This is a genomic window from Acinetobacter sp. YH12254 (assembly GCF_013417415.1).
Classification (GTDB): domain Bacteria; phylum Pseudomonadota; class Gammaproteobacteria; order Pseudomonadales; family Moraxellaceae; genus Acinetobacter; species Acinetobacter pseudolwoffii.
Map to the genome: position 1 here is coordinate 22,306 of NZ_VPEB01000002.1, position 25,278 is coordinate 47,583.

Here is a 25,278-nt window from a genome sequence, read left to right on the forward strand (position 1 = left end):
TACAACAAGTCACAGACAGGCTTAGTCGAATGAGCTTAGTTCCCAACAATCTAAACCAGAGAGTGGTTAGAGAAATAACCGCTATTTTAATTATCAAGGTTATTTTACTGATGATCATTAAAAATATCTGGTTTGATGCGCCTACGATTCCTAAAAATTTTGATAACCAAGTCGCCGAGCGTATCGCCGGCAATCCTTCCCAAATCCAGGAGACACGTTGATGATTTCTGAAAGCGTGGTCGATCTCTCGCGGTTCCAGTTCGCCATGACCGCGATGTATCACTTTATTTTTGTTCCACTGACTTTAGGCCTGGCTTTTCTGCTTGCCATTATGGAAACCACCTATGTGATTTCCGGCAAAGAAATCTATAAAGACATGACCAAGTTCTGGGGAAAACTGTTTGGTATTAACTTTGCCTTAGGGGTAACCACAGGCCTGACCATGGAGTTCCAGTTCGGAACCAACTGGGCTTATTACTCGCATTATGTCGGTGATATTTTTGGTGCACCACTGGCAATTGAAGGTTTAATGGCCTTTTTCCTTGAATCGACCTTTATTGGCTTGTTCTTCTTTGGCTGGGATCGCCTGTCCAAAGTGCAACATCTGGCAGTTACCTGGCTGGTAGCTTTAGGTTCGAACATGTCTGCGCTGTGGATTCTGATCGCCAATGGCTGGATGCAAAACCCGGTTGGTTCTGTATTCAACTACGAAACCATGCGTATGGAAATGGTGGACTTTGCCGCACTGATCTTTAACCCGGTTGCTCAGGTAAAATTCGTACATACAGTGTCTGCAGGTTATGTCACAGGTGCTATTTTTGTACTGGCCATTTCAAGTTATTACATGCTGAAAAAACGTGACTTGCCGTTTGCACGCCGTTCTTTTGCCATTGCAGCCATCTTCGGGCTTGCGTCTACACTTTCAGTGATTTTACTGGGTGATGAATCAGGTTATGAGCTGGGCGATGTCCAAAAAACCAAACTTGCGGCGATTGAAGCAGAATGGGATACGCATCCTGCACCAGCAGCATTCACCTTATTTGGGATTCCAAATGCAGAAACCCAAACCACTGACTATGCGATCAAGATTCCTTATGTGATGGGTCTGATTGCAACCCGCTCCACCACTGAACAAGTGACTGGAATTAAAGATCTGATTGCTCAGCACGAACAGCGGATCCGTAACGGTATGGTGGCGTATGAACAGTTAGAGCTGCTCCGTGCAGGAGATAAATCACCTGAGCTTAAAGCGGCTTTTGATGAATCACAAAAAGACCTCGGTTATGGCTTGCTGCTGAAAAAATACACACCAAATGTTGTTGATGCCTCTGATGAGCAAATCAAAGCAGCGGCTAAAGACACTATTCCACACGTACCAAGTCTGTTCTGGGCCTTCCGTGCCATGGTCGGTTCTGGCTTCTTGATGCTGCTTCTCTTTGTTCTGGCTACCTTTGCGGTTGCGAAACGCAATGCTGAAAACAAACCTTGGTTATTAAAATTTGCCTTATTTGCACTGCCTTTACCTTGGGTGGCTGCACAAACTGGCTGGTATGTAGCAGAAGTCGGTCGTCAGCCTTGGACGATTGGTGAAGTCTTACCAACTCATCTTTCAGCCTCCAGCTTAAGTACTGGCGATGTATGGGGTTCAATCCTGGCATTGGCAGCCTTCTACACGGTGTTATTGATTATCGAGATGTATCTGATGATCAAATTCTCACGCCTTGGTCCAAGTTCCCTGCATACCGGTAAATACCACTTTGAAAAGCTTGCAGCAGAAAAGGCAAATGGGGAGACTCAAGCATGATCGAATATGAATTACTCAAAATAATTTGGTGGGTGCTGGTCGGCGTATTGCTGATTGGCTTCGCCCTCACCGATGGCTTCGATATGGGCTCTATGGCGATCATGCCATTTGTGGGCAAAAATGATAACGAGCGCCGTGCTGCAATCAATACCATTGCCCCGCATTGGGATGGTAACCAGGTCTGGTTCATTACTGCCGGGGGAGCTTTATTTGCTGCCTGGCCAATGGTTTATGCAACAGCCTTCTCTGGCATGTACTGGGCATTATTACTGGTACTGTTTGCCTTATTCTTACGTCCGGTCGGCTTCGATTACCGCTCTAAACTGGAAAATACCAAATGGCGTACTTCCTGGGACTGGGGCTTGGCGATTGGTGGTGCAGTTCCGGCATTAGTCTTTGGTGTAGCGTTTGGTAATATGTTCCTCGGTGTGCCTTTTACCCTGGATGAAACCGTACGTTCTACCTACACAGGAAGTTTCTTTGCCCTGCTGAATCCATTTGCGATTGTGTGTGGTCTGGTCAGTTTATCGATGTTATGCGCACATGGTGGTGCATGGCTGATGCTGCGTACTGATGGCGACCTGCGTCAACGTTCTGCCAAAGCGACACAAATCATGGGTCTGGTCTACTTGGCGACTTTCCTTGCTGCGGGTGCATGGTTGTATTTTGGAAACATCCAGGGTTATAGCCTGGTGATGCCTTTTGACACCAATGGTGTTGCCAACCCATTAGCAAAAGAAGTACTGACCAATGCCAATCCGGGCTGGATGAACAACTATTCAACTTATCCAATTACAATGGCAGCTCCAATTGCCGGCATTCTAGGGGGATTAATCATTGTACTGGCTGCAGGTAAAAACAAGGCTGGCTTGAGCTTCCTGGGTTCTTCTCTGGCAGTCGTCGGTGCAATCTTGACTGCCGGTTTTGCCCTGTTCCCGTTCCTGATGCCATCCAGCTTAAATCCGACTGTCAGTCTGACGATGTGGGATGCGGTATCCAGTAAAAACACCTTAACTGTCATGACAGTTGCAGCTTGTATTTTTGTTCCATTGATCCTGATCTATACCACTTGGTGTTATTACAAGATGTGGGGCGTGATTACCAACAAACATATTGAAGACAATTCACACAGCCTGTATTAAGGCTGTGCACTAAGGAGACAAAATTATGTGGTATTTTGCCTGGATTCTGGGTGTACTGATGGCGTGTTTTGCCAGTGTGATTGCTGCAATTTATATGGAACAACACCAAGACCTGGATGAGGAATAAAATATGACCGAAGCTGCGCTTGAGAAAACCGTTGTAGACAAGAAACCAAACAAATTTGCGATGATGATTTCCTGCCTGCTGGCTTTTCCTCTCGCCGCAGTGTTATTGGTTCATCCCTCTGCAATGCTGGATGCCAACGGTGAATATAGCCATAGTGCCATGATGTATATCATGATTGGTATTTCTGGAGGCTTTGTACATGGTGTCGGTTTCGTACCTCGCCACTGGTTCTGGAAATGGCTATTTAGTCCATTTTTGGCTTGGCCTTTGATGATCTGGGGCTATTACACCTGGTTTTTCAGTTAAGTTTTAAGACTAAAGAGGCCCTCGATTGAGGGCTTCTTTATATCGTTTATCCATTTCTGCTTTTTGTTGTATGGTTATATCACTCTGCATTTGGAAGCAATTTCCACATTGAGCATGAATATAATGAAGATACTTTTCTTTACCCGCATGTCTTAACAATATTTGTAAAACCGGAACACATCCGACTTTTAGAATAATTTATCGATGGGTATGAATCGACATCACAATTCCCATACCTGCGAGCATTGAGATCACCGCCGTTCCGCCATAACTCATGAGCGGCAATGGGTCTCCAGTCACCGGTAAGATACCACTCACCATGCCCGAGTTTAAAAATACAAAGAAGAAAAAGGTCAGTCCAATAGCTCCGGCATATAAACGTCCAAAATTATGAAAACTGTTTAAGCCAATCATCAAACAACGAATAATAATCGCAGTAAATAAACTAAATAGCAGAAACACACCAATAAAACCGAATTCTTCGGCATAGGTCGACATAATAAAGTCGGTATGATGCTCGGGCAGATAACCCAAATGCGATTGTGTCCCTTCAGTATAACCTTTGCCTGTGGAACCACCTGAACCAATGGCGATTTTGGACTGAATGATATTCCAGCCTGCACCCAATGCATCCGACTCCGGATCAAACATCGTGGTGATACGTTTCTTTTGATACTCTTGTAGTACAAACATCCATAAAACCGGTGCTGCTACAGCCAGTGCTGCTGCCGCACCAACAATCAGACGCCACGACATCCCACTTAAAAACAAGACAAAAACACCCGGAACCACCAAACCAATATTCAAGTCAGGTTGGAGTGCAACCAAAACAAATGGTATAGCCAGTAAAATTAATGCACCGACAATATGTACAAATTTGGGAGGAAATGGCTTACGTGCAAAATACCAGGCCATCATCAAAGGCATGGCAAATTTCATTACCTCACTCGGTTGCATACTCCCAATACCAGGCAAAGTAATCCAACGCGTTGCACCCAGGCGTTTTTCACCAATCACAAACACCAAAAGCAGCATGAATATGCCAAAGGCATACAGGTAGGGACTGATCGCCTGATAGACTTTCGGTGGAATCTGCGCACAGATAAACAGCAGCACAAAACCAATCCCGAAACTAATCGCCTGACGAACAACCATCCCGGAATCTTCAGAGGTCGCGCTATACACCACCATCAAACCCAGGATTGCATTGAGAACCAGAAAGCACAACAACCAGGGATCAAGGTGCAACTTGGTCCACCGGGAGGAATCTTGCGGGTTAATACTACGTCCATCACGCAAAGAATGACGTAAAAACCGATACTGCTGTGAAGGTATCATTGGCCAAAAGGTGAAAAAGAATGATGGCAAAATTATAAGTGAAAGCTATAGGGAATAGATCGCTATAGCCAGATTTATTCTGCTTTTATTCAAATTTTATCGAATATATTTTTAAGCCTGAGCTTGTAAAATCAGCTTGGCCAGTTCCAGATCATCCGGATAGGTAATTTTAATATTATCGGAGCGCCCTTGCACCACACTCACCTGCTCACCGATATGTTCCAGTGCGCTGGCTTCATCGGTAATGTTAGCACCATCCTGCAAAGCCTGTTCAATCGCCCGTTTTAATGTGCCCAGCTTGGCCATTTGCGGCGTTTGTGCCTGCCAGAGCATGGAGCGATCCACCGTTTCCTCAATATCAGAACCGGTGACTACACGCTTAAGTGTATCTCGTACCGGAATCGCCAGAATCGCAGCCCGATCCTGTGCAATTGCCGTATTGACCAACTGTTGAAGACAATCCAGACTGACACAAGGGCGTGCCGCATCATGCACCATGACCCAGTCATCTTCAGAGGCCATTGCAGATAAATAATTTAATGCATTCAGCACCGAATTCACTCGCTCTGCGCCGCCCAAACAAAAATGTGCTTTTTCCAGATCGGAAAATGGCAGCGTTTTTGCGACATTGTCCTGTGTACCAATCGCCAATACATAACCAGTCAAAGGCAATTGATTCAGACGTGCAACGGTATGTTCAAGAACAGTTCGTTGTTGAAGCATCTGATATTGCTTGAGTTCTGTTTTAGAAAAACGGCTACCTGAACCTGCAGCAGGAAGAATGACCCATAATTTACGGGGTATTTGTTGGCTCAGGTGACTCATTGGTTCGCAGATCTACTTTAGAATTTGGATTAAGATAGATGGGTTTATATTGAGTACTGATCGTGCTCATTTGAATAAAAGTTTCACGTGGCTTAATCAAGCCAAGATCTAAACGCGCATGTTCTTCGATGGCTTCAATACCATTCTTTAAATCGTAGACTTCTGCCGCCAGAACGCGATTACGTTCTTTCAGCTCATCATTCAATTCCATTTGCTGCTGGATTTTCTGGGTCAGCTGCTGATGATCATGATAACCACCTTCACCAAACCAGTATAAATATTGAAACCCTGCGATCAAAATGATCGCAAGGCCCAACAGTACTTTACTCGCAGTCGAGTCGAATACATTTAACATTGACATAAGTCGCTTAGTTCAAACCTTTAAACTCAGCTTTACCGCGATATGCAGCATTAGTCAATTCTTCAATACGAAGTAACTGATTATATTTCGCTACACGGTCAGAACGGCAAAGTGAACCGGTTTTGATTTGACCTGCTGCTGTACCTACTGCAAGATCCGCAATGGTTGAATCTTCAGTTTCACCTGAACGGTGTGAAATCACAGTAGAGTAACCATTTTCTTTGGCAAGATAGATCGCATCTAAAGTTTCAGTCAAGGTACCGATCTGGTTATATTTGATCAGGATCGAGTTACCTACTTTTTCGTTGATACCACGTTGCAGGATTTTAGGATTCGTTACGAACAGGTCATCACCTACCAACTGGATCTTGTCGCCAAGAATCGAAGTCAGGTAAGACCAGCCTTCCCAATCCGACTCATCCAAACCATCTTCAATTGAAATAATTGGGTATTGGTTTACAAGGCCAGCCAAATAGTCAGAGAACTGGTTGCTGGTGAACGCTTTGTTGCCTTCGCCCGCAAGAATGTACTGACCATTTTTGTAGAATTCTGAAGATGCACAATCCAGCGCCAGCATAATGTCAGAACCTGCTTTGTAGCCAGTTTGACCAATTGCTTCAAGAATAACCGTGATTGCTTCTTCGTTAGAACGAAGGTTTGGTGCGAAACCACCTTCATCACCCACAGCAGTGTTTAAACCTTTTTTGTTTAAAACTGATTTTAAAGAATGGAAGATTTCAGCGCCAGCGCGTAAAGCTTCAGAGAATGAAGTGAAGCCCACTGGCTCAATCATGAATTCTTGAATATCAACGTTATTGTCTGCATGTGAACCACCATTGATGATGTTCATCATTGGTACAGGCATGGTCAAAATCGAGTTGTTGCGAAGGTCTGCAATATATTGAAAAAGAGGAATTTTCTTTTCATCAGCAGCAGCACGTGCAGCAGCCAAAGATACAGCTAAAGTTGCGTTTGCACCCAGTTTTTCTTTGTTTTCAGTACCGTCTAAAGCAATCATCGTGTTATCGATGTCTTTTTGTTCGAATACAGATTTACCAAGCAAAGCATCACGGATTAAGGTGTTTACATTATTTACCGCAGTTTTAACACCTTTACCTAAGTAACGTGCTTTATCGCCATCACGAAGTTCTAAAGCTTCACGAGAACCAGTTGAAGCACCAGATGGTGCACATGCACGGCCAACTACGCCAGATGCTAAGATTACGTCTGCTTCGATGGTAGGGTTACCACGAGAGTCCAAAATTTCACGTGCACGAATGTCAACGATTTGGCTCATGAACTATTCCTCAGTTGATTAATATGAGCTGCCTTTAGGGCAGCGCAAGAGTGATAAACTCAGTGTGTATCTAACTTTTCGAAACCTTTGACCAAGGTATCCAATTCTTTTAGCTGTGCCAAGAAAGGCTCAAGTTGAGACATGCGCAATGCACATGGGCCATCACACTTGGCTTTCTCTGGATCAGGATGTGCTTCCAGGAACAAACCTGCAAGACCGGTTGCCATACCTGCACGCGCCAATGTGGTAATCTGGGCGCGGCGTCCGCCAGCAGAATCGGCACGGCCACCTGGAGTTTGCAAGGCATGCGTCACATCAAAGAACACAGGCACATTCATTTCTTTCATGATATCGAAGCCCAGCATGTCTACAACCAGATTGTTATAGCCAAATGCTGAACCACGCTCACAAATGATCAGTTTGTCATTTCCTGCTTCCAGACACTTATGCAAAATATGACGCATTTCGTGTGGTGCAAGGAATTGTGCTTTTTTGATGTTGATGATGGCATCGGTTTTTGCCATGGCTTCCACCAGATCCGTCTGACGACTCAAGAAAGCCGGCAGCTGGATAATGTCCGCCACTTCTGCAACAGGCGCCGCCTGGTACGGCTCGTGTACATCAGTGATGATTGGCACATTAAAGTGTTTTTTAATGTCAGCTAACCACTCGAGACCTTTGTCGAGGCCTGGGCCACGGAACGAGTTCAAGCTTGAACGGTTGGCTTTATCAAAGCTGGCCTTGAACACATAGGGAATACCCAAACGTGTACAAATATCGACATAAGTCTCAGCGATCTCAAAAGCCAAGTCTTTAGATTCAAGTACATTCATTCCGCCGAATAATACAAATGGCAAATGATTTGCCATTTGTATATCGCCCAAACGTACAATTTCTTGTGGTTTTAATTGCGACATTTAAACTTCCTAGTTGTGTCCTACACACCGATTATTGAGTTTTTTGGTACTGCTTTTTCGCAGCATCAATGAAACCGGCAAATAATGGATGACCTTCACGTGGTGAGCTGGTAAATTCCGGGTGGAATTGTACCGCAATAAACCAAGGATGTTGAGGAATTTCAACTGTTTCCACCAGATGCTGTACCGGTGAATAACCAGAAATCTTCATGCCTTTTTCTTCAAGCAATGGGATATAACGGTTGTTCATTTCGTAACGGTGACGGTGACGCTCAATGATTTCTTCAGAACCATAGATTTCAGCTGTTTTTGTGCCTGCAACCAGTTCAGATTTTTGAGCCCCTAGACGCATGGTGCCACCCAAATCAGAGTCAGCAGAACGTTGCTGAACTTCACCGCGCTCATCTAACCATTCAGTGATCAAGCCAATCAATGGAGATTTGGTCGAACGGTTAAATTCAGTCGACGTTGCATCGCTAATGCCCACAACATTACGTGCATATTCGATTACAGCCAACTGCATACCTAAGCAAATACCAAGGAAAGGTACACCGTTTTCACGTGCGAATTGAATCGCCTGCATTTTGCCTTCAGTACCACGTTCACCAAAACCACCTGGAACCAGAATCGCATCGGCATCTTTCAATACTTCGTTCACGTCCTGGCTTTCAAGTTCTTCTGCATTGACATAGTCAATTTGGACTTTAACGCGGTTTTTCACCCCGGCATGTAAAAGTGCTTCGTTCACAGATTTATACGCATCTGGAAGTTCTACATATTTACCGACCATCGCTACACGAACGGTGTATTCTGGGTTCAATAATGCTTCTACCACGTTATCCCAATCGGTTAAATCCGCTTCAGGAAGGTCGTTATAACCAAAACGTTCGCAGATTAAATCATCAACATTCTGTTCGTAGAAAGTACGTGGAATCTGATAGATCGAACGTGCATCTTTACATACCACAACGGCACGTGCTTCAACGTTGGTAAATAATGCAATTTTACGGATAGTATCTGCATCTACATCGTACTCGGTACGGCAGATGAGAATGTCTGGCTGAATACCAATTGACAGAAGTTCTTTAACAGAGTGCTGTGTTGGTTTGGTTTTTAATTCTGCTGCAGACTTAATGTATGGGAGTAACGTTAAGTGCATTAACATGGTACGTTTATGACCAAGTTCAACCATTAGCTGACGTACAGATTCCATGAATGGGAGAGATTCAATGTCACCTACTGTACCGCCGATCTCTACAATCGCAACATCATAGCCTTCGCCTGCACGCAGGACACGCTCTTTGATATTGTCAGTAATGTGTGGAATAACTTGCACAGTACCACCCAGATAGTCACCACGGCGTTCTTTGTTCAGAACATCTTGGTAAACACGACCTGATGTGAAGTTATTCAGTTTGGTCATTTTCGCACGACGCAAGAAACGTTCGTAGTAACCCAAATCTAAGTCTGTTTCAGCACCGTCTTCTGTAACAAAAACTTCACCATGTTGGAATGGGCTCATCGTCCCTGGATCGACATTAATGTATGGATCCATTTTTACCATGGTCACTTTTAAACCACGAGCTTCTAAAAGTGCAGCAACAGAAGCAGCTGAAATACCTTTACCTAGTGATGAAACTACACCACCAGTAACGAAAATAAAATGGGTCATTGGGTTTCTCGTACAATCGAGCCTAAATCGGCCTGCAATGTTGCGCAATTTTACTTTACCTTGTACCTAGAAAGCAAAGTCAATCCGCATCAATTCAAAGAACAATAAACAATTGACTATTCTAACAGCAATTCCAATAAAAAATTACTGTAAGTTCATATGATTTCTATCTTGTAATTTGCTGCTATAATAGTGTAATCCCCTCCACACTTTTCTGTTTGATGCAATGATGATGAAGAAATTTTTACTCTGTACCGTAATCCTGACTGGCCTGAGCTTGACTGCGTGTGTAAAAAAAGAAGCACCTAAAGAAGAAGAACAAGTTGAGGTTAATCCAGCACCTGAAGTTGTAACGCCTGAACCAGCACAATTTGAACCGCTTGAGCCGGTAGAAGAAGCGGTAATTGAAGAAGTTCCAGAGACAACTGTGGAAATTCAACGTGAACAGACAGCTAACACGACGACTGAAATTCGTCGTGAAGTGAAGAAGCCTGAACCTGTTGAAGCTACACCAGCTCCAACAAGAACGCCGTCAGAAAACAATCCAGCTCCAGAGCCTTCAAAACCTGCAGCAACGCCTAAATCAAACTCTGATTCAAACAAATCTGAAGAAGACGCTGTGGCTGATGCCATTGCAGCAGCGATGCCAGCGCTTGATTAATCAAGAGAATTCATCAAAAAAACCCAGCTTTTGCTGGGTTTTTTTATTACTCTTTTTTAAGCAGATGTCGGTGCAGAATTACGAGACAAGTGCATCAAATAGTCTGCCATTAATCGCGTAGCCCACGATTCTGTTTGCATCAGACCTTGATAAAATCCGCAATGACTGCCTTTTTTGGTGGTAATCACCATGATATTCGACATTGCCCGAATTTTTTCTTTATAAGGTTCCAGATTCTGGATATGACACACCGGATCATCTTCCGCATTTAAAATCATTAATGGAACTTTAATGTTTTCAAATACATAAATTGGATTCGTGGCCTTACTATAACTCTCATAGTCTGAAAAACCGGCCAGTTGATAATAACGCTGTTCAAACTCCGATAAGTCTTTTACCTCCAGCAATTGCTTCCAGGAAGGATAAATTTGCCAGGTTTCCTGATAAGGATGAATAAAGCGTTTGATTAGTTTTTTGGCCATGACTTTGCTATAAAACGGATGTACATGGGCAAATCCGGTTTCGGTGTTATAGCCTGGACATAAGGCAAAAGCCGCTTTTAACGGTGTTTGTGATCCCTCTTCTCCGAGATAACGCACCAGCAAGCCTGTACCCGCAGAAGATCCGACCCCATACAGCTCAGACTGAGGAAATCTATCCTGTATATACAGCAGTTGTTCACGTAGATCTTGGGTCGAGCCGAACAGGTTCATTTTAGCTACAGGCATGGGCAGGTCTGCATGCCCACGGCGCAAACACAAGGCCACTCGCCAACCGGTATGTTTATGCAGATCCTGTACCAGTTCACGCATCGACTCTGGAGAGCCGGTGATGGTATGTAATAAGACAATGGTCGGTGTATTTGCTGGCAAATCCAGCCCATACCAGGCAATACCGGTAATCCCGCCATCCGACATTTTTAGCTGTTCAAGTACATCATATTTAAGTTTAATCGTATGTTTTTTAATAAGATCCAAATATAGAATATGTGCGTGTGCATTGGCTAACCACGGCGTAGGACGATATTTTTGTTGCAGCTGCGGTAAGCGTTCAATGAGTCCTGAAAAAACACCATTTGGATGGTAATACAGGGTCGGTTCATCTGCGCCACTGAAGCGATCCAGATATTCACTGGACAGCTGACCCAATTTTTTAAGCAACATTTTCATCTGTCATCCTCTCTAGTTCGACTAGCTGTGATTTACAAACTTCATGCCGACTTGAATCAATAATTCGAATTAAGTTTTAACTTGGAATGACTGCATCCGTTGGCCCATTTGTACCGCTAAGGCTTCAAGTCCAGACTTAGGCCGGATCATCACTTCAAAATCAATGATCTGACCTTCTTCATTAAACTGAATCATGTCAACTCCCTTGAGTTTTTTATCGCTTACCTGAGCAGAAAACTCAAGTACGACATTGTTACCATCTTCACTTATAAATTCACGGTGATAAGTGAAGTTTTCAAAGACTTGGATCACATTGCTCAGAATAAAAAAGACCACCTGTTTGCCAGGATAAGGATGAAAAGCCACAGGTGAGCGAAATACAACATCCTCAGCAAGTAACTCATTCAAGATCGACATATCGCGGGTTGCTAACATCTCGTGCCAACGATCAATGGATTTTTTTGTAGTTTCGATGCTCATTTGAGGTTCCTTTTTTGTTTTGATATTTTAAATACAGAGCGCTCCCCCTTTATTAAAGGTGAGAAGTACTGCTTCACAAGGGAGATTCTTTCTTATAAATCCTCTCCTTTAATAAAGGAGAGGAAAAAAAGCAGGTTTTAATATTTTTAGATCACCGCTGCCAATTCAGCCCCCTGACGAATGGCACGTTTAGCATCTAACTCACCCGCTTCTTTGGCGCCACCAATCAGGTGTACACTTTTACCAGCAGATTTTAACTCATCAAACATGGCGGTATAAGATTCCTGACCAGCACAAATAATGACATTATCCACTTCCAACACCATTTGCTTATCATTGACGGTGATATGCAAGCCCTGATCATCAATCCTGTCATAGCTGGCACCTGCAATCATTTTCACGTCACGATGTTTAAGCCCTGTGCGGTGAATCCAGCCCGTGGTTTTACCCAGACTAGAACCCACAGAAGCAGCTTTTCGTTGCAATAAGTAAATTTCACGGGATGATTTTTCCAGAACTGGAGTTTTTAAACCACCGACCTGATCATATTTGGTATCGATGCCCCATTCATCATAGAATTTTTCTGGATTGATACTGCCACTTTCCCCTTCATGGCTCAGAAGTTCCGCGGTATCAAAACCAATACCCCCCGCACCAATAATCGCCACACGCTGTCCCACAGCTTTACGCTCTTTTAACACCTCGAGATAAGATAAGACTTTTGGATGATCAATCCCCGGAATATCCAGTTGACGCGGGGTTACCCCTGTTGCCACGACAATCTCATCAAATGCTGACGCTTCAAGTTCTGCAAAACTGGCAGTATGATTTAACTTTAACTTGATGCGTGGCTGCAACTCGATTTGACGTTTAAAGTAGCGCAAGGTTTCATAAAATTCTTCCTTGCCCGGAATGGTTTTGGCAATATTAAATTGTCCCCCAATCTGTGCAGCCGCATCAAATACCGTGACCTGATGACCACGATTCGCTGCATAGACTGCAAAACTTAAACCGGCAGGACCTGCCCCAATCACGGCAATATTTTTCGCTTCGCCAACGTCTTTGAAGATGAGTTCGGTTTCATAACAGGCCCGTGGATTGACCAGACAGGTGGCAATTTTCATCGAGAAGATATGATCCAGACAGGCCTGATTACAACCGATACACGTATTGATCTCATCGCTGCGACCCTGTTCCGCTTTAAGCACAAACTCAGAGTCAGCCAGCATTGGACGTGCCATGGAAATCATATCGGCATCACCAGAAGCCAGTACATACTCAGCCATCTCAGGTGTATTGATGCGGTTAGAAGTAATGAGAGGAACTTTTACCAGACCTTTGAGCTTACGGGTAACCCAGGTAAAGGCTGCACGAGGAACCTTGGTGGCAATGGTCGGAATACGTGCTTCATGCCAGCCGATGCCGGTATTGATAATCGTGGCACCGGCTTTTTCAATGGCTTTAGCCAGTTGTACTACTTCATCTAAAGTTGAGCCACCTTCCACCAGATCCAGCATAGACAGACGATAAATAATAATAAAGTTTTCACCGACCATTTCACGGGTACGGCGCACGATCTCGATCGGGAAACGAATGCGGTTTTCATAGCTGCCGCCCCATTCATCATCACGATGATTGGTTCGCGCTGCAATAAACTCGTTAATCAAATAACCCTCTGAGCCCATAATTTCTACGCCATCATAACCGGCATACTGCGCCAGCTTGGCACAATTGGCGAAGTCATCAATAGTTTGCTGAACCTCAGCTGAACTCAAGGCATGCGGCTTGACCGGGTTAATGGGTGCCTGAATCGGAGAGGGTGCAACATTTTCTGCCTGATAGGAATAACGGCCCGTGTGCAAAATTTGCAGGGCAATTTTCCCGCCTGCATCATGCACCGCTTGGGTAATCACTTTATGCTTTTCAGCTTCTTCGACACTGTCAAGCTTGGAGCCGCCCTGAAACGTCACCCCATGATCATTGGGTGAAATACCACCCGTCACGATTAAGGCCACGCCACCTTTGGCACGCTCTGCATAAAAAGCTGCCATCCGCTCATATCCGCCGGGTGCTTCTTCAAGCCCCACGTGCATTGACCCCATCAGCACCCGGTTTTTGAGTGTGGTAAACCCTAAATCAAGCGGGGCAAGTAAATTCGGATATTTAGACATTTCAACTCCTTAGCGTGCTGATGTGCTGGCTATTTTTATTCAGCTGATCAGATATTGCATTTATCGATCAGAATTATGCAACTTGTTGCACTAATATATAAATCAGAATTGATTTTTATGCAACATGTTGCATAATAATCCCGAGTCATTTTTTTGAGACGTTTATGTCTTTATCGCATGTGCTACTGACCAGCCTGATTGAAAAACCCAGTACCGGAATAGAACTGGCGCGGCGCTTTGACCGCTCAATGGGATTCTTCTGGAATGCGACCCACCAGCAAATCTATCGAGAGCTGAACGCCATGTCAAAACAGGGTTGGATTTCAACACTCGAAGAAGAAGATGCACATTCACGTAAAAAAACCTATCAGGTTGAACTGCCCGGTCGTGAAGAATTGGCTCACTGGATGATACAGCAAAGTCCACCGGCACAGTTGCGCGAAGAATTGATGGTACGCTTACGTGCCGAAGCGCAGCTTGGTGGCAACAACACATTAGCGGAACTGGAACGGCATTTAGTCCTGCACAAAGAAAAACTCAACACCTATCAGCAAATTTTTGCCAAAGACTTTGCCCAAGCTGATGAAAATGATCGCACCCTGTATATTCATAAAATGATTTTACAACTCGGCATTGATCAAGAACTTGGCTGGATTCACTGGCTGGAAACCGTTATTCCGCGACTCAAACAGTTTAAATAAACGATCGGGATAAAAATAAGGAGAATATTCATGCCCTTTTATCGCATGCCAGACGGCGAACAGCTGTTTGTACGTGAATACGGTCAGGGTCAACCGGTTTTAGTGTTGTCTGGTCTGGGCATGTTGAGCTGGCAATGGGCGGCCTTTTTATATCCGCATAAAAACAGGTTTCGTTTTATTATTCCAGAATGGCGTGGTTTCGGTGCATCCAAAGACTGTAAAATTCCAGCAAATCTGGATGCAATTAACTGTCATTGGCAGGATGTGCGCTCAGTGGTAGATCAGCTCAAGTTCGATCGAGTCATAGTCATTGCCTACTCTATGGGGGCAACCACACTTATGCATGGTCTGCACTCTGATCATTTCGCTAAACGGATCACGGCTTATTTGCATATTGATCAGACACCCAAAATACCGGTAGATGATACTTGGGCTTTTGGTCTGTTTGGACCAAAACATGACGAATTTAGGGAGATTTTGCAGCAACTGTCTGTTCTCCTCGCTGCACATCCGCAAATTCAATTTATTCGCGATCTAGATCAAACGGTACGCCAACAGATTGGCGCATTGTGGCTGCGCTTTATCCAGCTGCAAAACAGTCATCCCTATAGTCTTAAAGCATTTGAGTTTTTACTGCATCAACCTCGCTTTCAAAGTTTATTACTGCCATCCAGCCGTGTGGACTACATGGCCTGGTATATCAACAATTATCTGTATCATCGAGAAGATTACCGTGAAGCATTAACCAAACTTCAATGTCCGGTGACTTTCTTTAGCGGCGCGCAATCCCGGCTCTATCCTTTTGAAGGACAGCGTCTGATTGCAGAAAGCCTGCCTCAAGCCAAACAGGTGATTTTTAAAAAATCCGGTCATACGCCCTTGCTGACTGAACCGCTAAAATTTTCCAGAGAACTCGGTGTCTTCTTGAAAGAGAATTCACAATCGAGTACTTCAGCAGTTTAAATATTCAGGAGAAAAATAATGAAAAAACTGGTGGTCTTTTCAGGTGCGGGTATGAGCGCAGAAAGTGGCATCAATACCTTCCGTGACAGCGATGGTCTTTGGGAACAGTATCGGATTGAAGATGTCGCCACTCCGCAGGCCTGGGCCAGAGATCCGCAACTGGTGCAGTGCTTTTACAATGCACGCCGAAAAAATATTCTGGAGGCAGAGCCAAATACTGCACATCTCCAGATTGCGCAACTGCAACAAGATTATGATGTGCATGTCATTACCCAGAATATCGATGATCTGCATGAACGTGCCGGCAGCAGCAAAGTGATTCATCTTCATGGCAATATCCGACTGGCTAAAACCTCAGGTCCAGATGCACAAAGTACGACCCAATTCTATCCGGTTGAAGAAACTGAATTAGATTTAAACAAGCACTTTTGCACAGCAGGTTATCCACTGCGTCCACACGTGGTCTGGTTTGGCGAAGCCGTTCCTGCCTATGCAGAAGCCCAAAGTTGTGTACAAGATGCCGATATTTTTGTGGTGATTGGCACCAGTCTGCAAGTTTATCCAGTGGCGGGATTGATTCATGACATTCCGGCATCTTGCCAGGCCTATTATATTGACCCCAAAGCAGACCAACAACAATTGCCGGTACAATTTCACAAGATCACCCAAACGGCCACTCACGGTATGCAACAGTTGATCCAGCTCCTAGAAAAATAATTTCATCACAAGACATATGCTGTGTCATGTTCAATGATGATTATTCAGGTATTTAGAAAACGTAGCGACACTTAATCATATTGGTTACAGCCTAAATACATCTAACTCTTACTGTCTATAGCATACACCTCGTGATTTTCTAAAGTGAAATAACCGTATCTAAGGCGCCACACTTAAACCAAATTTCTTCAAATTTGGATATTCATATGGGGCATCTTCAGCTGGATAACGTAATGACTCGAGCCCATAAATTTGTGCAATATTCCATAAAATACTTTCACCCGCAGGTAGAGTTTGTGGCTGAATTTTATAAATTGAATCCTGATAAGCGCTATCACTATCAACAAATTTCCAGCCCTGTTGCTTAAACGAGTCAATAATGTCTTCTAGCCAAGCCGCATTAATGGCTCTTACATGAAGTAAAAGCACATGCTTGGGGGAACGTCCTAATGTTTGTTGTGCTAAATTATCGTAATACTGTGCTCGATCAAGCAAATGAAACAGATAGGCTTGTTTTAATTTATTCAGGTTTTCTTGATCTTGTGCTTGCTGATACTGCAAAAACAGTTGATTGTAATACCAATCACTCGCATCGATGCTAACAGTTCCCGATTGATAATGATGGGTTATCAGCCATTGTCGTACTCCTTCCCTTTTTTCTAGCGTATTTCCCTCTTTAAGAAATGGAAATCGGTAACGTGGTACAAATCCGGGTAATGTAGAAAATATTTGATGTCCTTGCTCTATGTCTTTTAAATAATTTTTCAAGCTAATCTCATCTTTATTTAGGTTAAGATGTAAATTTCCATGATTGCCTATTCGATGCCCCTGTTTCCCCCACTCTGAAATCATCTGCAACCCTTTTTCTGTGCTAATTTTACTGACGCTTGGATAGACAATAGCCAAAATTCGCTTTTGTTTTAGGGTATTTAGAATGTCATTATTGATATGACAAGCATCTGGGTTATTGGCTGGGTCTAGTCCATCATCGAAACTGAGGGCGATCTGTTGAGCAAAAGCCACATGAGAAACACAGAGACATAGGCTTAAGACAATTTTTTTAATGAATCACCACTTAGCTGTGGTGTAATGAGATTCCAGACATTATAAATGAGCGCCTATGTATCACATTATCGAGTGTGTTGGCTTTTAAATTTTAGTAACTTCAATAATTTTTTTAATTGACAGAACGTAACAATCAATTTTTAATCAGCAGATTGTTGCATAAATGGAATTTTGGAATGCTGACTGATCTTGATGATTTTTACTGCTTTGCACAGGTGGTGGAACATGGCGGCTTTAGCGCAGCCGAACGTGCAACAGACATCCCTAAATCCAAGCTTAGCCGTCGTGTCCATAACTTGGAAGAACGTCTAGGTGTCCGCCTGATTCAACGCAGTTCGCGTCATTTTGCGGTCACCGATATTGGCATGAACGTTTACCGCCATGCACAAGTCATGTTAAATGCAGCACAGGCAGCACATGATCTGGTCGATCATCTTAGTACCGAACCGCGTGGTACGATTAAAGTCAGTTTGCCGGTTTTAATTGCCCAGAATGAAATCGCCAAAATCCTGCCAAACTTCCTCAAGCAATATCCAGAAATTAAAGTTCAGATGATGATCACCAATCGCCGGGTCGATATCATTAATGAAGGCTGTGATCTGGCACTGCGGGTACGCTCCAATCTGGATGACGATCCGAATCTGGTCATCCGTCAGTTTGAAAAAATTGAACAGCATCTGTTTGCAAGTCAAGGTTATCTCAATCAGTTTGGTGAGCTAAAAACCCCCGAGCAACTGGCTGAACATAAGATTCTGACTATGGCAGAAGATCATACCGAACAATTTCTGACCTTACAAAACGAGCAGCAAGAACAAAAGAAAATTCGGGTCAGTCCAACTGTATTGGGTTCAGACCTCAATATGTTGGCGCAACTTGCGGCTTCAAGCTGCGGGGTGACCTTATTGCCAGATAACGTGGTAGAGCAGTATGTGGCACGTGGCGAACTGGTACGGGTTTTACCTGACTGGAAAGCACCGCATGGTATTTTTCATGCGGTTTATCCCTCACGTCGCGGTCTGCTGCCTGCAGTCCGGGTATTTATTGACTATCTGGTCGCAGAATTAAACCATAGCTAATAAAAATATGGACAAAAAAATAGCTCATTCTTGGGGAAAAATGAGCTAGAGAAACAGGTCACTACAGCACAGTGAATAAAAAAGGAAACTTTGTAACTAATTCTCAGTCTAACCAGACTTCTATTTTCAAACCATTGTTTTGCTGTAGTGTTTTGTATATTTTTGTCAGCAAAAACGATGAACTTGTAAATTTGGCAAGTCAAAAGTTTTTAACAGAAATCCCGTCAAAATTTTAAATTTCCGGATAATCACCCGTGCCTTCAGGCCATGGAGAGAGTAATTCAAATCCGGTTTCGGTCACATAAACCATATGTTCCCATTGTGCAGACCACGATTTATCCGTGGTAACCACAGTCCAGCCATCTTTTAGTTCTTTGACACGAGCTTTACCCATATTTACCATCGGCTCAATGGTAAAGACCATACCCGGCACCAGCTTGATGCCTTGACCCGGCTGTCCATAATGCAGAATATTCGGTTGTTCGTGATAAACCTTGCCGATGCCATGACCGCAATACTCACGCACAATCGAATAGCCTTCACGCTGTGCAACGGTTTGAATTGCATAACCAATATCGCCTAAGGTAGCTCCCGGCTTCACTGCATGAATCCCGGCCAGCATCGCTGCATAGGTGGTATTGACCAGACGTCTGGCTTCTGGAGATGGCGTTCCCACATAATACATCCGGCTGGTATCACCGAAATAACCATCTTTGATGATCGCCACATCAATATTGATAATATCACCATCCTGCAACACGGTTTTTGAGGATGGAATACCGTGACAGACTACTTCATTCGGCGAAATGCAGGTGGTCTTGGTATAACCATAATAGCCAATATTGGCCGGTGTTACTTTTAGAGTATTGATAATAAAATCATGACAGAGATCATCCAGATATTCGGTCGTGACACCTGGCTTGACATGCTCCCCGATCATCGCTAAAACTTCTGCGGCCAAACGCCCAGATATCCGCAGTTTTTCAACATCTTGCTCAGTTTTAAGACTAATCGCTGGAGCTCGCATATACCTATCCTCACTATGAATCCCTGAATTATAATCCCTTTTTTGCGAAATATGTCGCAGTTGTTGAGTTTCAGCATAGCAATTTTCCTTGAAATAGGAATTTTCACTGCTGCTTATTTATACAAACAATAACTGACATATTTTGATATCAAGTGTAGATATCTTTTGAGCTTATAAGGAAAAATATATTTTTCAGCGAATTATCAAACATATATTTCTACCAAGATTTGAATGACCGGTTATGTGATCCGCAAACTCACTAGAATCAAGGCTTCCAGCTTTAAAATAAACTCCAAAAAATTGGACATATACACTAAAATCGCTTTCTTTTGTTCTATTGATCTCCCTTTATGACAAGTCTGCGTACCCGGGATATTGTCGCCCTTGGTTTTATGACCTTTGCACTGTTTATTGGTGCGGGCAACATTATCTTCCCACCGATTGTGGCTCAACAAGCCGGTGAACACGTATGGCTCGCTGCTTTAGGTTTCCTTATTACAGCAGTCGGCTTACCCGTGATTACCATTATTGCGTTGTCTCGCGTTGAAGGCTCCATTCAGGCACTAAGCTCGCCTCTTGGCAAAGCAGCCAGCATTTTACTGACCGTGATATGTTACTTAGCTGTTGGTCCTTTATTTGCGACACCACGTACCGCAACCGTTTCCTATGAGATCGGTTTTTCATCTTACTTTGGCAATGAATCTGGCAGCCTGCTCATTTACAGCATCATCTATTTTGCTGTAGTGACCATCGTGTCTTTATATCCGAACAAGATTCTGGATACCGTCGGCTATTTCCTGTCGCCACTTAAAATTATTTCTTTGATCATTTTGGGTGTAGCAGCCGTGATGATCCCTGCCAGCAATCCGCCTGCAGCGATCGATAATTATGTTACCAGTCCAGTGACTGAAGGTATCGTGAATGGTTATTTAACCATGGATACTTTGGGCGCTTTAGTTTTCGGTATTGTGATTGTCAAAGCCATTACTTCACGTGGTGTAACCGATAAAAAACTGATTACCAAATATGCGGTGAATGCCGGCATTATTTCTGGTATTGGTTTAACTCTGGTGTATCTAAGTCTGTTTAAACTTGGACTGGGTAGCCATGAGATTGCCCCAAATGCAGCCAATGGTGCCATTATCCTGCATGCTTATGTACAACATGCTTTTGGTGATATGGGTGCTTACTTCCTGTCTGGCATGATTTTTATTGCCTGTATGGTGACTGCAATTGGTCTGACCTGTGCCTGCGCTGAGTATTTCTCCAACTTGACCAAGATTCCATACAAGATCTTTGTATTTGTTCTGGTGGGCTTCTCACTGGTGATTTCAAACCTGGGTTTAACCAAACTGATTGCTGTTTCGGTTCCTGTCCTGAGCGCGATTTATCCGCCTGCCATTAGCGTCATTATGCTGAGCTTCTGTGCAAGCTTCTTCAAGAAACCCTCTCATGTGATTGCGCCAGTGACCTTGGTAGCCTTTATCTTTGGTATTTTTGACGGATTAAAAGTCGCTGGTTTTGAATTGCCTGCATTACTGCAAAATTTACCTCTATCAGAACAGAATCTGGCCTGGTTTATCCCGTCCATGATTGTATTGCTAATTGCAGCTGTGATTGACCGTATTAGAAACTAATCTTTCTAGGCTGTCTGATAAAGATCGTATTTTTACCCAAAATCCGGTTTTAGCGTGATCAATAATTGTCAGGTTTTACCCAAACGGACTTTTATTGTTTCTTACAGACAATATCAAATCATCGCTGTGTGTCTATTTACTCGTGCTTTTTCCAGAAAGTGTGATTCATAATTAGGCTCGAATGATCCTATTTTTAATATAAATATAAATAATTTTTTGAATTTTAGCTTTTAGATACATGTTGTTGCTGACTTAAACCATCTTGCCCCCTGACTTATACACAGTCTTACACTCTATTGATTAACACTACATATCTTTGGCGTAGAATTTGCATTTTCTATCTGCTCACATCAAACAATTGCTAGCTATTGTTTTCATGACGATATGGAGGTGTAATCTGAATATATAATGCTTTACTAATCAATTGATTATGTATTTTTACGACTAAAGAAGGCCATTTTGACCCTGAAAGTGCAGCCCGATGGTTGCAAAGGCTGATATTAAACAGTACAACTGTATGTTCAATTCTGACTAACTTAATCTGCTTTAGTCTTCAATAACATAAATAAATGGGAGGGATGGAGATGTTATCATTACATTTCAACAAGCAAGTCTTCATTGACGCTCTTAAAGCCAACGACACCAATCTGGTGACATTTATATGCACCACTTTTGCACTTATGCTGACTTTAACCGTCCATTGCTTAATTCAAGGTAATTTAAAACTTGAATACTTTGGTTATGCGCTGATCGTCTCAGCTGCTTTCTTCCTATGGGCTGCCATAGACCAGAAATACCGATAATCAAATTTTAAATTAGCCCAGATGGATGATGTGGCCAGTCATCCATCTGGTAAAAAAACCAAAATATTACTTTTAAGAATAATTAAAATAGCCCACCAAATGCGCCATAGAGTAAAATCCCCGTTCCTCCAAGTTCTGCAATAATTAATCCCAGCATTGCCAAGCTCATCAGACTGCCAGGTAGATGAAACCGACCCAGTTGATGCGGTTGCTTAAACTGATTGGTGGTATCTTGCAGGAAACCATGCAGCATATAAGCTGCAATCGAAAAACTAAAAAATACGATATTCACCAGTACGCAGATCAAATTCATGGCACTGGATAAATCGGAATAATATGCCAGAACTGCCAGAATTAGCGTCGCTGGTGCATATAGCAGACTGCTACGATGGGCAATATCGACATAATAATGTGCGCGTGACTGTGGTGATTGACGGATCTGCCAATACTTCCAGACCCCGGTAAACATCCCAATCCACAAGAATATTCCACTAAAAATAATGGCGATTTTAACGGCCAGTGCAAGTTCCATTGATAGCATAAGCTCATTCCATATCTATTATTTTACTGACTTTTAAGTCATGCTTTGCGCAAGCATCCCTTCAAAAACTGTATAAAGTTAAAGCTTCATCAGGAAGCTAAAATCATAGTGTATCGTATGTCTGAATTTGAAACATTGACTCTACAGTGCCAGGATGGCTATCACTTAAGTGCACGCTTTTATGCGGCTTCTTCAGAATCTGAAAAACGTCCGGTATTGGTCTGTCCTGCCACAGGTATTACCCAACAGTTTTATCATCATTTCTGCATCTGGTTGCAAGCTCAGGGCTATGCGGTACTGGTCTTTGACTTTCGGGGAATTGGTGAGTCACTCGCAGGCCCTTTAAAACAGTCCAAAGCCAGCATTGTGCAATGGGGTCAACTGGATATTCCCGCCGCGATTGATGCTTTATTAGCACGTACTCATGCAGAAAAAGTGATTTTGCTGGGGCATAGTGCTGGTGGTCAGCTTCTGGGGATCGTACCAAATTATGACAAAGTCGCAAAAGTGGTGGCTGTTGCTGGCTCAACCGGACATGTCAAAGGACTTAAAGGTAAAACCAAACTGCTGGCGCCGGTCATGTTTAATGTCATTTTCCCACTGGCCCGTATGAGCAAAGGATATGCTCCGACTCAAGCCATTGGCATGGGCGAAAATCTGCCTAAAGATGTGGCGCGTGAATGGGCACAGTTCTGTAGCAAACCGGGCTATGTCATGAATGCAATGGGTAAAACCATATTGCCACGCTCAGATTTTCATGCTCAAATCACCTGCCCGATTATTTCGATCTGGTCATCGGATGATGAAATTGCAACAGAAGCAAATGTAAAAGATTTACTGCGCTTATACCCCAATGCAGATACTCAGATGATTGAGCTTCAACCTAAAAGATATGCGCATAAAGCCATTGGCCATATGCTGATGTTTAAAAAATCACATGAGAATTTATGGCCGGTGATTGAACAACAATTGACGGTTTAAATCAGATTTAGATGGTTATTTGCAAGCTGCTATGTTCTAATACACTCAGTTTGAGATGAGCCTCTTACAGTATATGGGCTTGACCTATATACGACTAGCCCCTAACCATGGGGCTTTTTATTGCATGTATGATTTTAAAAACGTATTAACATTTAGCCGAAAAATGCAATGATGCTTTGGATCACCACAGCATTCACAATATCAATAAAAAATGCACCACACAGCGGTACAATTAAAAAAGCTTTATGTGATGGACCATAGCTATTGGTCACCGCCTGAATATTGGCAATCGCTGTCGGTGTTGCCCCCATACCAAAACCACAATGCCCTGCCACTAATACTGCTGCATCGTAATTTTTGCCCATGATTCTAAAGGTCACAATTGCGGTAAATAAAATCAATACCGCTGTCTGCGCCAATAAAATGGTAATGAGCGGACCTGCCAAATCGGCCAGTAACCAGAGTTGCAGTGATAGTAAAGCCATAGATAAATACAGGGATAAAGACGCATTGCCAAATACATCGATTGCACGGTCGAAGATATCGACTTTCAGCACATGCTCCAAGACATTACGCACAATCACACCTGTGCCTAAAGCCCATACAAAAGTGGGCAATTCAAACCATCTTCCCTGGCTGAAGTCTGTCATCTGATTGGCGACAAAAATACACAGGGCAAACATCCCCAAAGTCGACACGGCATTACTGGATGTAATCAATCGGGTTTTCTTTGGATACTCAAAGGGTGCGGTGTTAATGTGCGATTCGAGCTGTTGTTCATTGGTCTCTTGCGCTACTGTTTCAGCCAGTTGGTTGCGTTTAATCAGGAACTTGGCAACTGGACCGCCTACAAGTCCACCAATAATCAAGCCAAATGTGGCACTTGCCATACCAAGGACAACTGCTCCCTGGATTCCATATTGAGTCTCCAGAACCTCGCCCCAGGCACCGGCGGTACCATGACCACCCGTTAAGGTGACAGAACCAACAATCAACCCGATCAATGGGTCAAGTCCAAGCACTGTGGCTAAACTCATACCAACCGCATTTTGCACGACTACAAATAAAATGACACAGACCAGAAAGATCAGGAGCGATTTTCCGCCTTCTTTCAGTTTCAAAAAGTCTGCACTTAAGCCAACAGAAGTAAAGAACATCAGCATCAGGATGGTTTGAATCTGTGCGTCAAATGTGGCACTGATATTAAACAATTTATAGAAAATAAAGGCCGTAATCGCTGCGACTAAACCACCGATTACAGGTTCAGGTAAGTTATAGTTCCTAAAGAAGCTAATTTTACTAACAAGATACCGCCCAATAAAAAGAAAAAAAACAGCAATTACTAGAGTGCCAAAGGCATCTATTTCATAAGTCATAACATTCCCTATTGGCTTTATTTTCATACAGTTTTGGGAAAGAGAGATGAAAAATCAATCATAGAAATGTAATGCAAGTTATTGTTTCTAATAATTGTTTAATTTATAGCCCGAATAGACG

Annotated in this window: 26 protein-coding genes; 13 read left to right on the forward strand and 13 right to left on the reverse strand. The window is 43.2% G+C overall.

Features of this window, described 5'->3' with window-relative positions; translation table 11 throughout:
- Positions 1-29 precede the first annotated feature (29 nt).
- Genes cydP through FTV29_RS01880 form a run of 5 tightly spaced genes read left to right on the forward strand, consistent with a single transcriptional unit; the run spans position 30 to position 3,379 of the window.
- Positions 30-221 carry a cytochrome oxidase putative small subunit CydP gene (gene cydP, locus FTV29_RS01860; protein WP_100329574.1) on the forward strand — a complete coding sequence of 64 codons (192 nt, stop codon included), beginning with the start codon at positions 30-32 and terminating at the stop codon, positions 219-221.
- Complete coding sequence (locus FTV29_RS01865; protein WP_074383198.1) at positions 221-1,804, forward strand: cytochrome ubiquinol oxidase subunit I; 1,584 nt, start codon at positions 221-223, stop codon at positions 1,802-1,804. The genes cydP and FTV29_RS01865 overlap by 1 nt, the downstream gene beginning before the upstream one ends.
- Positions 1,801-2,946 carry a cytochrome d ubiquinol oxidase subunit II gene (cydB, locus tag FTV29_RS01870; protein WP_074383199.1) on the forward strand — a complete coding sequence of 382 codons (1,146 nt, stop codon included), beginning with the start codon at positions 1,801-1,803 and terminating at the stop codon, positions 2,944-2,946. The genes FTV29_RS01865 and cydB overlap by 4 nt, the downstream gene beginning before the upstream one ends.
- 25 nt (positions 2,947-2,971) lie before the next feature.
- A complete protein-coding gene (cydX, locus tag FTV29_RS01875; RefSeq protein WP_004278713.1) occupies positions 2,972-3,073 on the forward strand; it encodes a cytochrome bd-I oxidase subunit CydX in 102 nt (33 codons plus the stop codon).
- A 3-nt stretch (positions 3,074-3,076) separates the two neighbouring features.
- Positions 3,077-3,379, forward strand: a complete 303-nt coding sequence (locus FTV29_RS01880) for a cyd operon YbgE family protein (protein WP_005170606.1) — start codon at positions 3,077-3,079, stop codon at positions 3,377-3,379.
- 198 nt (positions 3,380-3,577) lie between these two features.
- Here FTV29_RS01880 and rodA read toward each other — a convergent pair whose 3' ends face one another.
- From rodA to FTV29_RS01910, 6 genes are all read right to left on the reverse strand, one after another.
- A complete protein-coding gene (gene rodA / locus FTV29_RS01885) occupies positions 3,578-4,717 on the reverse strand; it encodes a rod shape-determining protein RodA (protein WP_074383200.1) in 1,140 nt (379 codons plus the stop codon).
- A gap of 111 nt (positions 4,718-4,828) precedes the next feature.
- Positions 4,829-5,542, reverse strand: a complete 714-nt coding sequence (ispD, locus tag FTV29_RS01890; protein ID WP_180074986.1) for a 2-C-methyl-D-erythritol 4-phosphate cytidylyltransferase — start codon at positions 5,540-5,542, stop codon at positions 4,829-4,831.
- Complete coding sequence (locus FTV29_RS01895) at positions 5,511-5,903, reverse strand: septum formation initiator family protein (protein WP_005097092.1); 393 nt, start codon at positions 5,901-5,903, stop codon at positions 5,511-5,513. The genes ispD and FTV29_RS01895 overlap by 32 nt, the downstream gene beginning before the upstream one ends.
- Positions 5,904-5,910: 7 nt before the next feature.
- Positions 5,911-7,200, reverse strand: a complete 1,290-nt coding sequence (gene eno, locus FTV29_RS01900; protein ID WP_005097093.1) for a phosphopyruvate hydratase — start codon at positions 7,198-7,200, stop codon at positions 5,911-5,913.
- A gap of 59 nt (positions 7,201-7,259) precedes the next feature.
- Entirely contained in the window at positions 7,260-8,117 is an 858-nt protein-coding gene (kdsA, locus tag FTV29_RS01905; RefSeq protein WP_005106657.1) for a 3-deoxy-8-phosphooctulonate synthase, read from the reverse strand.
- 31 nt (positions 8,118-8,148) lie between these two features.
- A complete protein-coding gene (locus FTV29_RS01910; RefSeq protein WP_005097095.1) occupies positions 8,149-9,789 on the reverse strand; it encodes a CTP synthase in 1,641 nt (546 codons plus the stop codon).
- Positions 9,790-10,015: 226 nt separating this feature from the next.
- Here FTV29_RS01910 and FTV29_RS01915 point away from each other — a divergent pair, with 226 nt between their 5' ends.
- Entirely contained in the window at positions 10,016-10,450 is a 435-nt protein-coding gene (locus FTV29_RS01915) for a hypothetical protein (protein ID WP_005097096.1), read from the forward strand.
- A 56-nt stretch (positions 10,451-10,506) separates the two neighbouring features.
- Here FTV29_RS01915 and FTV29_RS01920 read toward each other — a convergent pair whose 3' ends face one another.
- From FTV29_RS01920 to FTV29_RS01930, 3 genes are all read right to left on the reverse strand, one after another.
- Entirely contained in the window at positions 10,507-11,619 is a 1,113-nt protein-coding gene (locus tag FTV29_RS01920) for a YheT family hydrolase (RefSeq protein ID WP_005097097.1), read from the reverse strand.
- Between the two features lie 69 nt (positions 11,620-11,688).
- Positions 11,689-12,099: a nuclear transport factor 2 family protein gene (locus FTV29_RS01925; protein ID WP_005097098.1), complete on the reverse strand. Its 411-nt coding sequence runs from the start codon at positions 12,097-12,099 to the stop codon at positions 11,689-11,691.
- Positions 12,100-12,245: 146 nt separating this feature from the next.
- A complete protein-coding gene (locus tag FTV29_RS01930; RefSeq protein ID WP_005097099.1) occupies positions 12,246-14,270 on the reverse strand; it encodes an NADPH-dependent 2,4-dienoyl-CoA reductase in 2,025 nt (674 codons plus the stop codon).
- A 164-nt stretch (positions 14,271-14,434) separates the two neighbouring features.
- Between FTV29_RS01930 and FTV29_RS01935 the strand changes: the two genes are divergently transcribed.
- Genes FTV29_RS01935 through FTV29_RS01945 form a run of 3 tightly spaced genes read left to right on the forward strand, consistent with a single transcriptional unit; the run spans position 14,435 to position 16,651 of the window.
- Complete coding sequence (locus tag FTV29_RS01935) at positions 14,435-14,971, forward strand: PadR family transcriptional regulator (protein WP_100329579.1); 537 nt, start codon at positions 14,435-14,437, stop codon at positions 14,969-14,971.
- A gap of 30 nt (positions 14,972-15,001) precedes the next feature.
- A complete protein-coding gene (locus FTV29_RS01940; protein ID WP_180040127.1) occupies positions 15,002-15,934 on the forward strand; it encodes an alpha/beta fold hydrolase in 933 nt (310 codons plus the stop codon).
- An 18-nt stretch (positions 15,935-15,952) separates the two neighbouring features.
- Positions 15,953-16,651 (forward strand): NAD-dependent deacylase, encoded by a 699-nt coding sequence (locus FTV29_RS01945; protein WP_074383202.1) that lies wholly within the window; start codon positions 15,953-15,955, stop codon positions 16,649-16,651.
- Positions 16,652-16,810: 159 nt separating this feature from the next.
- On the opposite strand, the gene FTV29_RS01950 is transcribed toward FTV29_RS01945, so the two are convergent.
- The gene (locus FTV29_RS01950) at positions 16,811-17,716 is read right to left on the reverse strand and encodes a polysaccharide deacetylase family protein (RefSeq protein WP_180075058.1); all 906 of its coding nucleotides are present in this window, start codon (positions 17,714-17,716) and stop codon (positions 16,811-16,813) included.
- A gap of 176 nt (positions 17,717-17,892) precedes the next feature.
- Between FTV29_RS01950 and FTV29_RS01955 the strand changes: the two genes are divergently transcribed.
- Positions 17,893-18,792 (forward strand): LysR substrate-binding domain-containing protein, encoded by a 900-nt coding sequence (locus tag FTV29_RS01955; RefSeq protein WP_005097107.1) that lies wholly within the window; start codon positions 17,893-17,895, stop codon positions 18,790-18,792.
- Positions 18,793-19,024: 232 nt separating this feature from the next.
- Here FTV29_RS01955 and map read toward each other — a convergent pair whose 3' ends face one another.
- Positions 19,025-19,819 (reverse strand): type I methionyl aminopeptidase, encoded by a 795-nt coding sequence (map, locus tag FTV29_RS01960; protein WP_074383204.1) that lies wholly within the window; start codon positions 19,817-19,819, stop codon positions 19,025-19,027.
- Between the two features lie 350 nt (positions 19,820-20,169).
- Here map and brnQ point away from each other — a divergent pair, with 350 nt between their 5' ends.
- Together brnQ and FTV29_RS01970 are read left to right on the forward strand one after the other, a co-directional pair.
- Positions 20,170-21,456 (forward strand): branched-chain amino acid transport system II carrier protein, encoded by a 1,287-nt coding sequence (gene brnQ / locus FTV29_RS01965; protein ID WP_180074987.1) that lies wholly within the window; start codon positions 20,170-20,172, stop codon positions 21,454-21,456.
- 584 nt (positions 21,457-22,040) lie between these two features.
- Positions 22,041-22,259, forward strand: a complete 219-nt coding sequence (locus FTV29_RS01970; RefSeq protein ID WP_005097112.1) for a hypothetical protein — start codon at positions 22,041-22,043, stop codon at positions 22,257-22,259.
- An 82-nt stretch (positions 22,260-22,341) separates the two neighbouring features.
- Here FTV29_RS01970 and FTV29_RS01975 read toward each other — a convergent pair whose 3' ends face one another.
- On the reverse strand, positions 22,342-22,800 hold the full coding sequence (locus tag FTV29_RS01975; RefSeq protein ID WP_005097113.1) for a hypothetical protein: 459 nt from the start codon (positions 22,798-22,800) through the stop codon (positions 22,342-22,344).
- A gap of 117 nt (positions 22,801-22,917) precedes the next feature.
- Here FTV29_RS01975 and FTV29_RS01980 point away from each other — a divergent pair, with 117 nt between their 5' ends.
- Entirely contained in the window at positions 22,918-23,781 is an 864-nt protein-coding gene (locus FTV29_RS01980) for an alpha/beta fold hydrolase (protein WP_180074988.1), read from the forward strand.
- Between the two features lie 152 nt (positions 23,782-23,933).
- Here the strand turns inward: FTV29_RS01980 and gltS are convergent, their stop codons facing one another.
- Positions 23,934-25,157 (reverse strand): sodium/glutamate symporter, encoded by a 1,224-nt coding sequence (gene gltS, locus FTV29_RS01985; RefSeq protein ID WP_159138304.1) that lies wholly within the window; start codon positions 25,155-25,157, stop codon positions 23,934-23,936.
- Positions 25,158-25,278 lie beyond the last annotated feature (121 nt).

What these genes read in the sequence shown, in the direction of transcription:
- cydP (WP_100329574.1), top strand. Translation starts at nt 30, where the DNA reads ATGAGCTTAGTTCCCAACAATCTAAACCAGAGAGTGGTTAGAGAAATA.
- FTV29_RS01865 (WP_074383198.1), top strand. Translation starts at nt 221, where the DNA reads ATGATTTCTGAAAGCGTGGTCGATCTCTCGCGGTTCCAGTTCGCCATG.
- cydB (WP_074383199.1), top strand. Translation starts at nt 1,801, where the DNA reads ATGATCGAATATGAATTACTCAAAATAATTTGGTGGGTGCTGGTCGGC.
- cydX (WP_004278713.1), top strand. Translation starts at nt 2,972, where the DNA reads ATGTGGTATTTTGCCTGGATTCTGGGTGTACTGATGGCGTGTTTTGCC.
- FTV29_RS01880 (WP_005170606.1), top strand. Translation starts at nt 3,077, where the DNA reads ATGACCGAAGCTGCGCTTGAGAAAACCGTTGTAGACAAGAAACCAAAC.
- rodA (WP_074383200.1), bottom strand. Translation starts at nt 4,717, where the DNA reads ATGATACCTTCACAGCAGTATCGGTTTTTACGTCATTCTTTGCGTGAT.
- ispD (WP_180074986.1), bottom strand. Translation starts at nt 5,542, where the DNA reads ATGAGTCACCTGAGCCAACAAATACCCCGTAAATTATGGGTCATTCTT.
- FTV29_RS01895 (WP_005097092.1), bottom strand. Translation starts at nt 5,903, where the DNA reads ATGTCAATGTTAAATGTATTCGACTCGACTGCGAGTAAAGTACTGTTG.
- eno (WP_005097093.1), bottom strand. Translation starts at nt 7,200, where the DNA reads ATGAGCCAAATCGTTGACATTCGTGCACGTGAAATTTTGGACTCTCGT.
- kdsA (WP_005106657.1), bottom strand. Translation starts at nt 8,117, where the DNA reads ATGTCGCAATTAAAACCACAAGAAATTGTACGTTTGGGCGATATACAA.
- FTV29_RS01910 (WP_005097095.1), bottom strand. Translation starts at nt 9,789, where the DNA reads ATGACCCATTTTATTTTCGTTACTGGTGGTGTAGTTTCATCACTAGGT.
- FTV29_RS01915 (WP_005097096.1), top strand. Translation starts at nt 10,016, where the DNA reads ATGATGATGAAGAAATTTTTACTCTGTACCGTAATCCTGACTGGCCTG.
- FTV29_RS01920 (WP_005097097.1), bottom strand. Translation starts at nt 11,619, where the DNA reads ATGAAAATGTTGCTTAAAAAATTGGGTCAGCTGTCCAGTGAATATCTG.
- FTV29_RS01925 (WP_005097098.1), bottom strand. Translation starts at nt 12,099, where the DNA reads ATGAGCATCGAAACTACAAAAAAATCCATTGATCGTTGGCACGAGATG.
- FTV29_RS01930 (WP_005097099.1), bottom strand. Translation starts at nt 14,270, where the DNA reads ATGTCTAAATATCCGAATTTACTTGCCCCGCTTGATTTAGGGTTTACC.
- FTV29_RS01935 (WP_100329579.1), top strand. Translation starts at nt 14,435, where the DNA reads ATGTCTTTATCGCATGTGCTACTGACCAGCCTGATTGAAAAACCCAGT.
- FTV29_RS01940 (WP_180040127.1), top strand. Translation starts at nt 15,002, where the DNA reads ATGCCCTTTTATCGCATGCCAGACGGCGAACAGCTGTTTGTACGTGAA.
- FTV29_RS01945 (WP_074383202.1), top strand. Translation starts at nt 15,953, where the DNA reads ATGAAAAAACTGGTGGTCTTTTCAGGTGCGGGTATGAGCGCAGAAAGT.
- FTV29_RS01955 (WP_005097107.1), top strand. Translation starts at nt 17,893, where the DNA reads ATGCTGACTGATCTTGATGATTTTTACTGCTTTGCACAGGTGGTGGAA.
- map (WP_074383204.1), bottom strand. Translation starts at nt 19,819, where the DNA reads ATGCGAGCTCCAGCGATTAGTCTTAAAACTGAGCAAGATGTTGAAAAA.
- brnQ (WP_180074987.1), top strand. Translation starts at nt 20,170, where the DNA reads ATGACAAGTCTGCGTACCCGGGATATTGTCGCCCTTGGTTTTATGACC.
- FTV29_RS01970 (WP_005097112.1), top strand. Translation starts at nt 22,041, where the DNA reads ATGTTATCATTACATTTCAACAAGCAAGTCTTCATTGACGCTCTTAAA.
- FTV29_RS01975 (WP_005097113.1), bottom strand. Translation starts at nt 22,800, where the DNA reads ATGCTATCAATGGAACTTGCACTGGCCGTTAAAATCGCCATTATTTTT.
- FTV29_RS01980 (WP_180074988.1), top strand. Translation starts at nt 22,918, where the DNA reads ATGTCTGAATTTGAAACATTGACTCTACAGTGCCAGGATGGCTATCAC.
- gltS (WP_159138304.1), bottom strand. Translation starts at nt 25,157, where the DNA reads ATGACTTATGAAATAGATGCCTTTGGCACTCTAGTAATTGCTGTTTTT.